At 66.3% G+C, this 13961-nt stretch carries 12 protein-coding genes; all 12 read left to right on the top strand.

What is annotated here, in order from left to right:
• A partial coding sequence (gene crtI / locus G4D87_RS20515; protein ID WP_163783757.1) for a phytoene desaturase family protein occupies window positions 1–707 on the top strand: 707 nt, incomplete at its 5' end.
• A 1146-nt stretch (window positions 708–1853) separates the two neighbouring features.
• Complete coding sequence (locus G4D87_RS20510; protein ID WP_240358438.1) at window positions 1854–3392, top strand: radical SAM/SPASM domain-containing protein; 1539 nt, start codon at window positions 1854–1856, stop codon at window positions 3390–3392.
• The gene (locus tag G4D87_RS20505; RefSeq protein WP_163783756.1) at window positions 3389–4678 is read left to right on the top strand and encodes a lysophospholipid acyltransferase family protein; all 1290 of its coding nucleotides are present in this window, start codon (window positions 3389–3391) and stop codon (window positions 4676–4678) included. The genes G4D87_RS20510 and G4D87_RS20505 overlap by 4 nt, the downstream gene beginning before the upstream one ends.
• A gap of 133 nt (window positions 4679–4811) precedes the next feature.
• Entirely contained in the window at window positions 4812–4961 is a 150-nt protein-coding gene (locus tag G4D87_RS20500) for a hypothetical protein (protein ID WP_163783755.1), read from the top strand.
• Between the two features lie 125 nt (window positions 4962–5086).
• A complete protein-coding gene (locus G4D87_RS20495) occupies window positions 5087–6385 on the top strand; it encodes a hypothetical protein (protein ID WP_163783754.1) in 1299 nt (432 codons plus the stop codon).
• Window positions 6386–6406: 21 nt separating this feature from the next.
• Window positions 6407–7639 (top strand): arginase family protein, encoded by a 1233-nt coding sequence (locus G4D87_RS20490; RefSeq protein WP_163783753.1) that lies wholly within the window; start codon window positions 6407–6409, stop codon window positions 7637–7639.
• A complete protein-coding gene (locus G4D87_RS20485) occupies window positions 7636–8496 on the top strand; it encodes an arginase family protein (protein WP_163783752.1) in 861 nt (286 codons plus the stop codon). The genes G4D87_RS20490 and G4D87_RS20485 overlap by 4 nt, the downstream gene beginning before the upstream one ends.
• A gap of 42 nt (window positions 8497–8538) precedes the next feature.
• On the top strand, window positions 8539–9636 hold the full coding sequence (locus G4D87_RS20480) for a cupin-like domain-containing protein (RefSeq protein ID WP_163783751.1): 1098 nt from the start codon (window positions 8539–8541) through the stop codon (window positions 9634–9636).
• Window positions 9636–10865, top strand: coding sequence for an arginase family protein (locus tag G4D87_RS20475; RefSeq protein ID WP_163783750.1), 1230 nt, complete (start codon window positions 9636–9638; stop codon window positions 10863–10865). The genes G4D87_RS20480 and G4D87_RS20475 overlap by 1 nt, the downstream gene beginning before the upstream one ends.
• On the top strand, window positions 10865–11755 hold the full coding sequence (locus G4D87_RS20470) for an arginase family protein (RefSeq protein WP_163783749.1): 891 nt from the start codon (window positions 10865–10867) through the stop codon (window positions 11753–11755). The genes G4D87_RS20475 and G4D87_RS20470 overlap by 1 nt, the downstream gene beginning before the upstream one ends.
• A gap of 8 nt (window positions 11756–11763) precedes the next feature.
• Window positions 11764–12903: a cupin-like domain-containing protein gene (locus G4D87_RS20465; RefSeq protein WP_163783748.1), complete on the top strand. Its 1140-nt coding sequence runs from the start codon at window positions 11764–11766 to the stop codon at window positions 12901–12903.
• A 7-nt stretch (window positions 12904–12910) separates the two neighbouring features.
• Window positions 12911–13961 (top strand): ABC transporter permease (locus G4D87_RS20460; protein ID WP_205507659.1); only part of this gene is annotated, 1051 nt, incomplete at its 3' end.

Here is a 13961-nt window from a genome sequence, read left to right as displayed (position 1 = left end):
CGGGGGTGAGGCTCGGGGACGGCTCGGGGCTGGCGGCGGACGTGGTGGTGTCAAACGCGGACGCGGCGTGGACGTACCGGTACCTGCTGCCGGGGCATGTCCGGAAGCACTGGACGGACGAGCGCATCAACCGGGCGCGGTACTCGATGAGCGCGTTCCTCTGGTACTTCGGGACACGGCGTCAGTACCCGGAGGTCGCGCACCACACGCTGCTGTTCGGCAAGGACTTCCGGGGGATGTTCTCGGGGCTGGAGGGGCCTGGGCAGCCGTCGGCGGACCCGTTGCTCTATCTGCACAGGCCCACCGCGACGGACGCGGCGCTGGCTCCGGCTGGTCATGATGCCTTCTACGTGTTGGCTCCGGTGCCACACCTGGGGACGGGCTCGGAGTGGAAGCAACGGGCCGATGCATTCCGACGCGAGTTGGAGGAGCGCCTGTCGCGGACCGTGTTGCCGGGTCTGGGGGAGGAGTTGGTGACGTCGCGGATGGCAACGCCGGAGTACTTCCGTGACGAGCTGCGGTCATTCCGTGGGGCCGCGTTCAGCTTCGCGCCCACGTTGATGCAGACGACGTTCCTCAGGGCGCAGGCCCGGAGTGAAGACGTGGACCGTCTCTATATGGTTGGAGCGGGGACACACCCTGGAGCGGGGCTTCCCGCCGTGCTGTGTTCCGCCAAGATCGTGGACACTGTGATTCCACTGGCGTAGCAGATTTTCCTTTGGGTACGAAAACCCATGGTGCGTTGGTTAGGCGGGAGACAGGTGGCCTCTTCCAGATTCAGTCTTGTGCTATGATTTTCCGTGCAGTCCCATTGAGAGGATTTGTCATGCGCAAGGGAATCCAGAAGTGGGTCTTTGTCGTGGGCGTTGTATTCGGAGGCGTGCTGGGCACGGTCCGTCCGGTAGAGGCTCAAGCCAGCGCGGATTGGTGTCAGAACCAGTGTGCCGATGAGAGCTGTACCTGTGTCTATCAGTGCTATCAGGTGGGCCCTCGTTGCTTCTGTGAGCAGTTCCCCGTTTGTTTCTGAGACGCAGGGCTTCCTGTTCCGTGAAGTCTGTCCTCTAGATGAGGGGGCGGGATATCGCTGAAGGAAATTGGCGAGAGCTGCCCCTATACGCACGGCCGCCTTCCGTCCGAATGCGCTGTATCTCAGTTGATACATTTGAGATCGTTGCGTAGCGTGGAGTAGAGGCTTTTCGTAGAGCGATCTCACCAAGCCGTCAATTCCCGAAGCTTGTGTGGTTGGTTCGGAGGGGGGCGAGCGCAGCGCGCTGACATTTTCGAGCCGACGCTGGCGGCTTGGCCGCGCAGGGCGCTGCGGTGAAAGAAGGAGGGCGCCGCGGAGTTCGTCAAGCCAGGTCACGCGCTGGGCCGACGCCCTCATCGTTGAGCTCCTGCGCCGCGCGATGCGGACGCTGTCCGAATTCCACTCCCAGGTCATCTGACACTGGCACCGGGCGCCACGGTGTCGCGGGCACCGAGACCGGACTCGCTGGACGCGGATGCGTCGCCTGGTCCGACGCTTGCTCCCACGCGCGAAGAAGCCGCATCCATGGCTCGCGGAGCGATTCAACGTCAGAGCCCAATGCTAGAGCCGGACGCGGTAGTGCCGCCTATCCGCAGCGGTGCGGGTGGTGGACCGTGGGGGCCACCCGTCCGCGACCTTTTTGACCCAGGCCTGGTGCAATCATGACGCAGCGCCCAATAAGTTGGAATCCGTGTTTTAAGCAGTGGGCCTGTTGCAACTCAAATTTAAGCGTGGTAGCAAGATAAAGCGGGAATGTATTTGAAGTCGCGCCTCGCGCTGTTTCGCCTGTATGGGGCTCGATTCGGTCCGGTATCAAGGAGGTCGCGTGGCAACGGGCAAGGACATCCTCTTCAAGTCCCCTCTCGATCGAATTCCGCGTGCTTCGGTCGGTGAATCATCCGCGAGCGCACCTCTCACGCCGGTCGCCGCGAAGCGGGACTGGAAGCCTTCGCGCTTCAATGTCCAGGCGCTCACGGACGATGGTTGGCTGCTGCTGTGGAACACCTATACGGGGTCGCTGAACGCGTTTCGCCCGGCGCAACGCGAGTCGGTGCTCGAGCTGATCAGCCAGAAGGGGCTCAGCTCCAACGGCGACGGTATCGTCGGCTATCTCTCCAAGAGAGGCTTCCTGATCGCGAAGGAGGCCGACGAGGTGCGTCGGGTCCAGTACGCGTTCGGCCAGGCGAATCACCGCAATGACATCCTCGAGCTGATCCTGCTGGCCTCCGAGGATTGCAACTTCCGGTGCACGTACTGCTACGAGGACTTCAAGCGCGGCACGATGCGTCCCGATGTGCGCGCGAGCATCAAGAAGCTCGTGGAGAGCCGTGTCCGGACCCTGCGCGAGTTCAACGTCTCCTGGTTCGGGGGCGAGCCGCTGTACGGGATGGAAGCCATTGAAGACCTGGCGCCGTTCTTCGCTGAGACAGCGAAGCGCGAGGGGATTCGGTTCTCCAGCCACATGACCACGAATGGCTACCTGCTGACGGAGGACGTGGCCGGTCGCCTCCTCTCGTGGGGCATCACCGACTTCCAGATCACCCTGGATGGCCTGCCGGAGCACCACAACCAGCACAGGCCGGCGCGCGACGGCGGCGGCACGTACCAGACGATCTACGACAACCTGGTGAAGCTGAGCGAGCGCGACGACGACTTCTCCGTCGTCGTTCGAGTCAACTTCGCCAAGACGAATGTCGACGGACTGGAAGAGTTCCTGCAGTCCCTCAAGGAGAAGTTCAGCGGCGACGACCGCTTCACCGTTTCGTTCCACGCGGTGGGAAGGTGGGGCGGGAGCAATGACGCCAATCTGGACGTCTGCGGCAAGGACGAGTCTCACTCCGCGCACATGCGGCTGAAGGCCGCGGCCCGTTCGTTGGGCCTGCGCGTCACCAGCGGGTGGCGGCCCGGCGCCAGGGTAGGGACGGACGTGTGCTACGCGGTCAGGCCCTACAACTTCATCGTGGGCGCCCACGGCGACCTGATGAAGTGCACGATCGATCTCAACAAGAAGGATCGAAACATCGTCGGGAAGATCCAGCCCGACGGCACGCTCGATTTGAACACGGACAAGATGGCCCTGTGGACCGAGCCGGCCTTCGAGCGGGATACCGGCTGCCAGAGCTGCCACAATCTGCCGGCTTGCCAGGGCGTGCATTGTCCGCAGATCCGCATGGACTACAACCAGCGTCCCTGTCCGACCATCCGCTTCACCGCCAAGCGGGAGATGGTGGACTACTTCAAGGCCACCCAGAACGGCGCGACGAGCGCTCCTGTCTCCGCGGAGGCCGTGCCTGCTGAGTCACTCAACGGGAGCGAGGAGCGGGAGTCGCCGACGCTGCCCGACGCCAAGCAGAGCGCGCCATGACGATGACCCAGGGAACGGCCCCCGAGAACGCCGCCACCTCCTCATCGACCAGGCTCGATCGGGTCAATCACCTGCTCGCTCGAAGCGACGCGAGCAGGAGTGAGGTGTTCGACCTGGTCCAGTCGCTCAGCGACGACGAGCTCCTTCCGTTCGGGCTGCGCGCCTACCGTCTCAACCTCTTGTCGCTGTTCGGCCGGGATTGGCCGCAGGACCGGATTGCACGAGCCGCGCGTGCCGCCGCGATCAGCAAGATTCTTGGTGGGTGGGAGTACCACCAACATTACCTGCCGAAGTTGACGCCGGTGCCGGACGCGCTGCAAGTCAGCGGGGCGCACCTGGAGCAGGTGCGCGCGCTGCTGGAGCGCGGCCGTGGGGTGGTGAGCGTGTCTTTCCACTTCGGTCACATGCGTTACCTCATCTCCGATTTCGCGCATGCGGGGATCGCGACGCACCTGCCGCTCGCGAGCGATTCGTACAATGACTACTGGACCGCGCGGGCTAGCAATCCGGACGCGGCGCTCTGGAAACGCCTCAACTTTGTCGACGTCGAGGCGCGCGCTGGCGCGATTGGACTGGCCAAGGGGCTCGCCAGGGGCGAGCTGGTCTTCTCCACCATCGATGGAAACACGGGCAGTGACGGTACGCGGGGCGACGCACGGCGCTCGACGGTGACGCTGCTCGGGCGCGAGTGCCGGGTCAAGAACGGGTTGTTCGCCATGGCGGCACGGTTCGGTTCGCCGGTCATCCCGATGGTGGCCCACAACCTGGACGGCCAGCGGGTGTGCAGGGTGGGGCCGGTCCACGATCCAGGCGGGCCGCTGCGCGGCGCGGACGCTGAGCGCTTCGTAGAGGAAGCAGTGCAGAGCGCCTACACGTTCCTGGGCGAAGCGCTGAACGCGTATGCCGACGAGTGGTGCGGCGGCGACTTGTTCCACCAGTGGCGGCTCCCGGTTCCCTCCACCAAGCATCCGGTCGAGGAGATCGAACGGAGCCTGACCGAGCACCTGAGGACAGGCGGTTGGGTGGCGATGGACACGCGGCGCATCATCGAGCTCCCGGGTGATAACGACATTGTCTGGACCGACGCCATGACCGGGCGCTGCTACAAGTTTCCGTTCGCCAGTGTAGACTTGGCGACGCGCCTCGCGGACGAAAGCCAAGGCGTGGACCTGCAGTGGCTTGATCGGCACCCGAGCGACGAACGCTCGCGGATGTGGAGCTTGATATGCCAGCTCGCGTCGCGGGACGCCGTTCGGTGTCACGGGAGCGCGGAAGCAACGCGCTGAACACGATTTGAATCTGGCCGGAGCGCGGCTTGCCGTGCCTTGTCTCACCGGCGAACAGGGGTTGCCACCCTCCGATGCACGGGGATTGGTAATGCAGTAAAAAAGACAGTGCATCTCCCCAGAGGAACATCAAATGAACAACGACAAGAGCGCCGTGACGGTTGAGAAGAACGAGAGCCTGCTGGTTGACGAGTTCGAGATCATCGAGCTTGAGGACCGCCTGGAGCTGGCCGGCCGCTGCAACGGCCGCTGCGACTCCCAGGTCGAGCGCTCGGTGGAGTAAGCAGTACGACTTTCGGCGCCTGCCGATAGTCTCTAGGCCGGATCGGGCTTGGGCCCGATCCGGTCGCAGATCGCTCGAAGCGCCCGAAAGGTCTGCCTGGAAGGCGAGTTCAGGAAGCTCGGACCATGACGCAACCCGCCCGGCCGTTGGCCAATCCCCTCATCGAGGTCTCCGATTTTGACTCGGATGCGTCGAAGCCGATGGTGATGTGCGCCGTCCCGGACGGTAACGACGCGGTGCGCTTCGCGCTGCCCGTGGCCTACATGGACCTGGTGCGGGAGTTCGACGGCGTCCGCACCATCGACGAAGCCATTGACGCGTTTCTGCAGCGCGGGCAGGGGAACTTCGAGCGGGATTGGCTCCGACGCCTGGTCGAGAAGTCCCTGCTCCCCAAGGGCATTCTCATCCACGCGGACCAGGACGCCTCGCGTGCGGGCGTCAGCTCGCAGCCCAAGCGCGCGTTCCTGTTCATCAAGCTTCCCATCATCCCGCCGAGCGTCGTCGAACCGATAGCGCGGCGGCTGGGTTTCATGTTCAAGACCCCGGCGCTGGTGCTCGGCTTGATTCTGGCTGTTCTCTCGCACGCCTACGTATATGGCGTGTTGCTCACGGCTCAGCGCGTCGACCTCAGCCAGCTCGACGCCACCGGCGTCCTGGCCGTGATGCTGCTCTCCACTCTGGGAACCCTCTGTCACGAGTTCGGGCATGCCAGCGCCGCCTCCTATTACGGCTGCCGGCGGATGACCATCGGGTGGGGCGTCTACATCATCTATACGGTCCTCTGGACGAACGTATCAGACGCCTGGAAGCTTCCACGCCGGCAGCGCGCGGTCGTCGATATCGGCGGGGTCTACTTCGAGTCGATCTTCCTGCTCTTGACCCTGGCGCTGTTCCTGCGGACCGGAGACATCGTCTTCCTCGTCGCCTTTGTCATCATCGATCTCTCGATCGCGACGACCTTCAACCCGTTCCTCCGCATGGACGGCTATTGGCTGATGAGCGACTTCTTCGGCATCGTGAACCTGCGCAAGCAGCAGATGCTGTGGCTGCAACACCTGGGAGGAAAGCTCTTCGGCGTCAAGGAGTCGGGGCCGAAGATCGACCTGACCCCCAAGGCGAAGTGGGTGCTTGGGATCTATACGGCCTTGGGCACGCTGTTCCTGGGCTACATCCTGAAGGTGATCTTCCAGTTCGTGATTCTGAGCATCGCCAAGGAGTATCCCGCGTTGTTGCGTGCCTTTGTCCAGGCGGCTGGAGAGGGAGCGCCGTTGATCGAGCTCCTCAAGGCGTTCCTGGAGGTTTTCTGGCGCTCGTTGATGCTCGCGGGCGCGGCCGTCACGCTGTGGAGTCTGGTGACACGCACCTTCAGTCTGCTCGGCAAGCTCAGGGCGTTCCGGGCCCAGGTCCGGCACAGCGGGGCTTGAGCGGCCTGGGCGAGGGCGAGCATGCGCAACCCGGATTTCCCAGTCGACGCGTCTGTTTCATCCGCGGAGCGGGGCGACCCGTCCGCGCTCCGGCTGGTGCTGTCTGACGATTGGATCCTGGAGAGCCAGGACGAAACCCACGTCACGGTCGCCAACACGGCCACGGCGGCGCGCATGAAGTTGTCCACTGCCGCCTACCAGTTCCTGAAGGCGTTCGCGAAGCCGCGCAGATTGGATGAGGTCGTTTCGCCCGGAGCCATGGCTGGCGCTCGCGCGCAGGTCGGGAAGCTGCTGGAGAAGCAGCTCCTCCTCGACGCCGACGCTCCTCGCGCGGACCGCGCGCTCCGCCTGCGCACGACGGTGCCCTACCGGTTCTGCAACGCGCCGGCCTACACCGCGGCCAGCGACTTCGTGGTGCTGGGCGTGCCCTACGATCTGGCGGGCACCGTCGACTGCCGTGGGGCGCCGACGGCGATCCGGCAGAAGTCGCTCGACTATCTCTACCGGATGCGCATCACCGACGGCCGGCCAAACGGCTGGTTCGACGCGAACCGGGAGACCTGGATCCTGCGGGGCGCCACGCTGGCGGACGCCGGCGACGTCTACGTCGAATACGGAGAGGACCAGTCCGAGCTGTTTGGAAGGATCTCCTCGGCCCTCGAAGAGCTTGGCGAGGGAGCGGTGCCGGTCGTCCTCGGCGGGGACAGCTCGGTGACGTACGCCGTTGCCGCGGCGCTGCGTCGCCGCGGTCCGCTGACCGTCGTCCAGCTCTCCGCCGAGCCGGTGACGGCTCCTGCGTCGGCGTCCGAAGTCTTCGGAACAGACGAAGTCGCGGCCCGTCTCCTGCAACTCGAGGGGATCGAGCGTTTCGTGAGCCTGGGCGCGCCGACGACATCCTCCGCGAGCCTGGGCGACCGCGTGATGCTGTACGACGTGCCGACGCTTCGCCGAGCACCCTTGGACACGTTGGCGTGTGACTGGGGCGGGAAGGCCGCCGTCCATCTTTCAATCGACCTCGGGGTCACGAAGCCGGAGTACCTGCGGACGGATGAACACGGCGCCTCGGCCGGGCTGTCCCAGTCCGAGCTCAGGAGCATCATCACCGCGCTGGGCCGGAGGCACCGGCTCGTGGGCATCGACCTCGTTGGCCTGGACACGCGGTCAGGGTTCGCGCACCTGTCCGCCGCGGTCGCCTGCGATCTCGCGCTGACCGCGATGGATGCCTCCCGAGGGCATGATGGGGCCAAGCGATGAGCGGAGCTGGCCCGCGAGCGTCGCTCTTCGGTTGGCCGGACCGGAACCTCGCGCCGACCGAGCCGGGGATGCTCTGCGTCGTGGGAGCGCCGACGAACCTCGGCAACCCGATTGCTCGCGGCGCGGCGAAGGGACCTGCGGCGATTCGCGAGGCGAGCCGGCTCCTGACGCCCCCCCGTGTCCCGGGCTGCGATTGGGGTGACGTTGAAGGGCCGGCGAATCTCGCGCGCTACCTGGAGCGGTTGGCGGAGACGACGAAGGAGATTGTGGAGCGGGGCCTGCGCCCCTTGTTCCTCGGCGGCGACCACTCCATCAGCTACGCGCCCGTCTCGGTGCTGCAGTCCGCCGGGGACCTGTGCCTGGTCTGGATCGACGCGCACACGGACTTCAGCCCATGGCAGGGAGCGGCGTTCCACGACCACAAGCAGGTGCTGCGCAGGCTGTCCAAGCTGCATGGCGTGCGCAGAATCGTGCAGATCGGCTACCGGGGAATCACGGTGGGTGATGAGCGCTCGCTGGGCGACGGCGCCGTCGTCGTCACGTCGTCGCGCGCGCGTGGCCTGACCGACGTAGAGCTTCTGGCGCTCGTCCCGGAGGACCTGCCGTGTTACGTCTCCATCGACATCGACGCCGTCGACCCGCTCCACGCGCCCGGTACCGGCGCCCCGGTGCCGGACGGCCTGCACCCGCTGCACCTGCGCCGGATACTGAGGGCGCTGGTGCGCAGCCGCAGGCTCGCAGGGCTCGACATGGTCGAGGTCAACCCCGTCCTTGACGTCCAGGCGTCGACGAGCGCGATCGCCGCGGAGCTCATTCGCGACGCCGCGGACCACTGGGGTTTTCAGCTCGCGAGCTAGCTTCACTTCCCATCATCCGTGTCAGGCACGAGGAACCGTCGAATGGAAGCCACACCAATTCCTGCCTATGACCTCGAAGGGTTCCGCCAACTGGTGGAGAAATCGCCGGACGTGCTCACCCGGCAGCCCTGCGTGGTCCGGGGCTTCACTGAGAAGTGGCTCGCCAGCAAGCGGTGGGGGGACCTGGACGCGCTCAGCGAGACGTTCGGTCACCTGCCCGTGACGGCCGGCGCGCCGCAGTTCGTGACGCACAAGCAGGCGAAGATGTGTCAGGTCATGACCGACTTCGGCACCTACCTGGAGTACGTCAAGGCGCCGGAGCGCATCGACGCGCTCTTCGACGGGAAATGGTCGAAGGGCAGCGCGGAGTTGCTGCGTGAGCTCGGCCTGCCCCTGTACTGCGGAAACCTCCGGCTGGTTCGCCACTCCAAGGAGGAGGTCTTCTCGCAGCTCGATCCGATCCTCCCGGAGCCGCTGGCGCACTTCAACAACGAGATTCCGTACTACTACCAGTCGGGCAACCACGTCTGGCTGTACGTGAGCCTGACGGGCGCGCTCACGCCGCTGCACCAGGACAACAACGCGGTCATCGCCTACCTGGCGCAGCTGCGGGGACAGAAGCGGGCGATCCTCTACAGCGCCGAGGACAAGCGCCACTTCTACAACCCCGACGTCGGCTATCTGGATCCCCTGAATCCCAACGACGACGAGTTCCCGACCTGGCGCGAAGCCCGTCCGTGGACCGCGTTGCTCAATCCCGGCGAGCTGCTCATCTGGGGACCGAACTGGGCGCATCACGTCGTGACGTTGTCGGACTCGACCACCGTCAGCTTCGACTTCATCAACGACCTCAACCTGCGCGCGTACGCGAAGTCGGTCGACTGGAGAGATGAGCTGGGTCGGTTCGCGAAGAAGAACGCGGAGATGATTCGCACCCGGATCCCGGACCGCCGCATGCATGACGCGCTGACGGACGCCAGCCACCCGGAGCTCGGTCGCGAGCTGATGATCTGTGTCCTGCGCAGCGCGCTGGCCGCACCGCAGTCGGAGAAGTCGGCGCGGGTCCGGCGTGAGTTGCTGGCGGCGCTCGAGGAAGACGCGCCGTCAGCGCTCAAGATGGCAGCGCCTGGAGCGATGTGATGGCGGACGCTCTGTCTCCGACGATTCCGGGTGAGGCGGCTGGCGGCGCGCACGACGAGCGGCTGGTCGTCTCGCCCGCGATGCAGGTCGAAGCGCTCGACGCCAGGTTCGCTACCATCTATCTGCAGTTGGATGGCACGCGGATCCGCATCCCTATCGCGTTGCACAGGCTCCTCCTCGAGTTCGAGACGCCCCGCAGCGTGAGCGTCGTCCTCGGCGACGGGCGGTACGGCGCCAAGGCGGGCGCCGCGCTCGAGAGCCTGCGCGCGAAGGGGTTCCTGGTCCGCGAGGACGCGACCGCGATCGCGACAAACCGCAGGCTGCTCACGGACGCGCCCGTGCGGATCTTCGACGCGCCCGCGCAGAAGCTGGAGCCCTCGCGTTCGGACTTCGTCGTGCTCGGCGTTGCCTACGATCTCAGCGACCGCTCGGCCGCCGGCGCCCGCGAAGCGCCCGCCGCGCTCCGGGAGTCGTCGCTGCAGATCCTCTACGGCGTGGACCGCCATGACGGCAAGCCGCTGGGCTGGTACGACAGCGACCGTCGGCGCCCGATCCTGCGCGGAGCGACGATCTCCGATTGCGGCGACGTGTTCGTGGCGCGCGGGGAGGAACAGGCGGCATTGTTCGCCCGCGTCGAAGAGGTGTTGGGCAAGGTGACGGGCGCCGGCAGCCTGCCCGTGCTGCTCGGTGGCGACGCGGCCATCACCTATCCGGCCATTCGCTGTCTGCAGGGGCGGCAATCGATTGCGGTCATCCGGATCGCGGCCGACGCGCGCAGTCGTGGCGCCGTCCATCCCTCATTTGTTTCACCGGTCACCTTGCCGGCGCACGCGCTGAGCCTTCCCGGCGTGACGCGCTATGTGCATCTGGGCGCCGTCGGCTCGGCGGCCCCCGACCTGGCGGGCCTCGCCGTCCTCTCCGCTCCGGAGCTGCGAGAAGCGGGGGGCGAGGAGGCGCTGGCCCGCTGTCTGGCGGACTGTCCACGGGTGTATGTGAGCATGGACATTCGCGCGCTGGCGCCGCCGGGAGGGCGCGACGACGGCGTCGCGCCGAGCGCTCATTTCGAATACACCGAGCTGCACCGGCTGCTTGGCCAGATTGGCGCCCAATGCCAGATTGTTGGCATGGACCTGGTCGGCTGCACCCCGATGGCGCGCTGCTGGGGCGTCACCTCGATGACGGCCCTGCATGTGCTCTTGACCGCCATGAGCGCGGCGAAAGATCGATAATGGAATGGCGGAATGAGGCGACGACGAGCTCCGGCGACGACACGTCCCAATCGCTGTTCGGCTGGCCGCGCGCAGAGGAAGGTTCGCCGCGCGCCCGCATCGAGGTGATCGGCGTCCCGAGCGACTGCGGGAACGGCGGCGCCTCCGGCGCGCGCTTCGGTCCAGAGGCGATCCGGCGCGCCAGTCAGAGTTTCCGGCTGGAGGTCGCCGGCGTCGACCGAGGCGACGTGGAGGGCGTGCATGGCCACGACTGGGCCGAGGTCCTGGTCAGCGCGCAGCATGAGATTGAGCGCATCGTCGAGGGCGACGCGATCCCGATCGTGCTCGGCGGCGACCACTCCATCTCGTACGCGGCGGTCGCCGCGCTGCGGCGTCATCCAACGCTCAACATCGTCTGGTTCGACGCGCATACCGACTTCTGCGCCTGGTCAGGCGGCCGTTGGCACGACCACAAGCAGGTCCTGCGGCGGATCGCGGGCTTGGGCCACGTCGGCCGGATTCTGCAGATCGGCCACCGCGGCATCACCTATTTCGACGAGAGCGCCCGCTCCAACAAGATGACCGTGATGTCGGCGAACGCCGCACGAAGCGCGCCGCTGGAGAGCGTGCTGGAGCCGTTGCCCGAAGGCGAGCCGGTCTACATCTCGGTCGACGTCGATGCGATCGATCCGCGCCTGGCGCCGGGGACCGGCCATCCGGTGCCGGGTGGGGTGAGCGGGGAGTTGATTGAGCAGATGGCCAGCCTCATCGCGTCCCGGCGTCGCGTCGTGGGCCTCGACGTCATGGAGGTCAATCCTCTTCTCGACCATCGGGACACCACCAGCGCGCTCGCCGCGAGGATGCTCGCCGCGGTCGCGCCCCACCTCGCCCCGTTTCCTCCTTCAGAATGAGCTGAGCCATGCAGACCCAGCAGATACCGGTGGTGTCCAGCGAGGAGTTCCGCCGCATGGCGGAGAGCAACCCGAGGTTGCTCCATGACAACCCGTGGATCGTCGAGGACTACATCCAGGCCTGGCCGGGTTACGAAGCCTGGCAGCGCCTGGATTACCTCGAGTCCCGCTTCGGGCAGCTCAGCGCCTTCGCCAAAGCGCCGAACTTCATCACCAATCGCAAGTCGAGCCTGGTCAGCGTCGAGACTGAGTTCAGCCGCTACCTGGACTACATCCGCCATCCCGAGCGAGCGCGGGAAATCTACGCCGGGCGCTGGATGGAGGGCGACTACGAGCAGTTTCTCGCCCAGAACCTGCCGTTGTATTGCGGCACGCTGAGGATCGTCCACAAGGCCGACGACCCGGTCTTCGCCGAGGTCAGTCCGCTGGTCCCGGCGCCGCTGGTGCCCTGGAACCACGCGCTTCCCTACTACTACTCCCTGTTCAACCACTTCTGGCTGCTGGTCAGCCTGCCCGGGGCGCTGACGCCGCTGCACATCGACAACAACGGGACCATCGCGCTGATCGCGCAGCTCAAGGGCCGCAAGCGGGCGACGCTGTATTCGCCGGACGATCTCCGCCACGTCTACAATCCCGACGTTGGCTACATGGACCCCGAACAGCCGGACGAGGCTGACTTCCCGACGTGGCGCGAGGCGGTCAAATGGAGCGGCGACCTGGAGGTGGGCCAGGTGCTCTTCGTCGGCACGCGCTGGGCCCACCATGTGCAGACGCTGGACACGTCCATCTCAGTCAGCTTCGACTTCATCGACCAGAGCAACCTGCCGGACTATGCCGTCTCGGCGGGGTGGGCGGAGGTGTTCGGCAAGCGAATCAAGTCCAGCCCGGAGGCCGTGCGGCAGAAGCTCAGCGGGGGTGCGCCGCTGGCCGAGTTCGACCGGCTCTCCTCGGTCGAGCTGGGGCGACGCAGCATGGCCGAGGTGCTGCGCGCGGCGGTGAAGGCGCACGACGACTCCGAGGTGGCGCGCATCCGGCGCCTCTACCTCGCCCACCTCGAGCAGTGTCTGGAGCGCACCGATTGCGCCGCCGATGGCCCGATTTCCGGCGTCACTCCAGTGAGTGGCAGCGACCCCCTTCGGCTACGATGACGGCCCTATGAACTCGATCGGCGTCATGCTCGAAGAGGCGCGTCAGTCCTGGCGCGGATTGCTGCGCCGCCCCGGTTATCTTGTCCTCGCGGTCGCGACGCTGGCGCTGGGCGTCGCCACGGTCACCATCGCGTTCTCGCTGCTGCATCAGGCGCTGCTGAAGCCGTTGCCGTTCCCGAATCCGGATCGGCTGGTCACGCTCGGCATCATCGTCGAGCAGAACCAGAACATCGCCGCGCCGCGGTACTACCCGCGGCTCAATGCGATGCGAAGCGTGGAGTCGGCCGGAATCATGATGGGCTGGACGACCAATACGAACATCGCGTTTGGCGACCAGGCCGAAGTGGTGACCGCGCTGCGGGCAGATCGCGGCTTCGTCGAGACGTTGGGGCTGCCACTCGCGGTCGGGCGCAACTTCAACAGCGAAGAGGATCGGCCCAACGGGCCAGAGGCGGTGATCCTCGGCCACGAATTCTGGCGCACGCGCTTCGGCGCGGATGCGTCGGTCGTGGGCCGGAGTCTGCAGATTGAAGGCCGGGCCGTCCAGGTCGTCGGCGTACTCCCCGAAGCGTTCCGTTGGCCGGATCGCTTCGACCTCATCCAGTCACTCCAGCCGGACCCGGTCAGTCGCGACCTCTCCACGAACCAGATCGTGGTGGCGAGGATCAAGCCGGACGCCACGGTCGCGGGCGCGGCCGCGGAGACGCGCGTCGTGCTGAGCGCCATGCTGGAAGACAGCGGGGGCGCGACGGAGCGTCAGCAGGAGTATCTGCGGAAGAATCCGCCGTCGGCGCTGCCGCTCGCGACGAGCGTGTTCTCGCGCCGCTCCGGAGACACGCTGTGGCTGTTCCTGGGGGCGGCCGCGTGCGTGCTGGTGATCGCGGCGATCAACCTCGCCAGCCTGATGCTGCTGCGCGCCCTGGCGCGGAGTCACGACGGAGCGGTGCGCTCCGCGCTGGGAGCCCCCCTGTGGCGCCTGGGCTTGCCGGCGCTGGCGGAGGGCGCGCTGGTGGGGCTGGTGGGCGCTCTCACCGGCCTGGGACTGGCGTGGGTGTGTC

This window comes from Myxococcus vastator, assembly GCF_010894475.1.
GTDB lineage: Bacteria > Myxococcota > Myxococcia > Myxococcales > Myxococcaceae > Myxococcus > Myxococcus vastator.
The sequence above is the reverse complement of the archived record's forward strand: the minus strand, read 5'-3'. Positions and strand labels throughout refer to the sequence as shown.

Excerpts from the sequence above, each read along its gene's own strand:
- G4D87_RS20505 (WP_163783756.1), top strand. The coding sequence starts at position 3,389 with ATGACGATGACCCAGGGAACGGCCCCCGAGAACGCCGCCACCTCCTCA.
- G4D87_RS20500 (WP_163783755.1), top strand. The coding sequence starts at position 4,812 with ATGAACAACGACAAGAGCGCCGTGACGGTTGAGAAGAACGAGAGCCTG.
- G4D87_RS20495 (WP_163783754.1), top strand. The coding sequence starts at position 5,087 with ATGACGCAACCCGCCCGGCCGTTGGCCAATCCCCTCATCGAGGTCTCC.
- G4D87_RS20490 (WP_163783753.1), top strand. The coding sequence starts at position 6,407 with ATGCGCAACCCGGATTTCCCAGTCGACGCGTCTGTTTCATCCGCGGAG.
- G4D87_RS20485 (WP_163783752.1), top strand. The coding sequence starts at position 7,636 with ATGAGCGGAGCTGGCCCGCGAGCGTCGCTCTTCGGTTGGCCGGACCGG.
- G4D87_RS20480 (WP_163783751.1), top strand. The coding sequence starts at position 8,539 with ATGGAAGCCACACCAATTCCTGCCTATGACCTCGAAGGGTTCCGCCAA.
- G4D87_RS20475 (WP_163783750.1), top strand. The coding sequence starts at position 9,636 with ATGGCGGACGCTCTGTCTCCGACGATTCCGGGTGAGGCGGCTGGCGGC.
- G4D87_RS20470 (WP_163783749.1), top strand. The coding sequence starts at position 10,865 with ATGGAATGGCGGAATGAGGCGACGACGAGCTCCGGCGACGACACGTCC.
- G4D87_RS20465 (WP_163783748.1), top strand. The coding sequence starts at position 11,764 with ATGCAGACCCAGCAGATACCGGTGGTGTCCAGCGAGGAGTTCCGCCGC.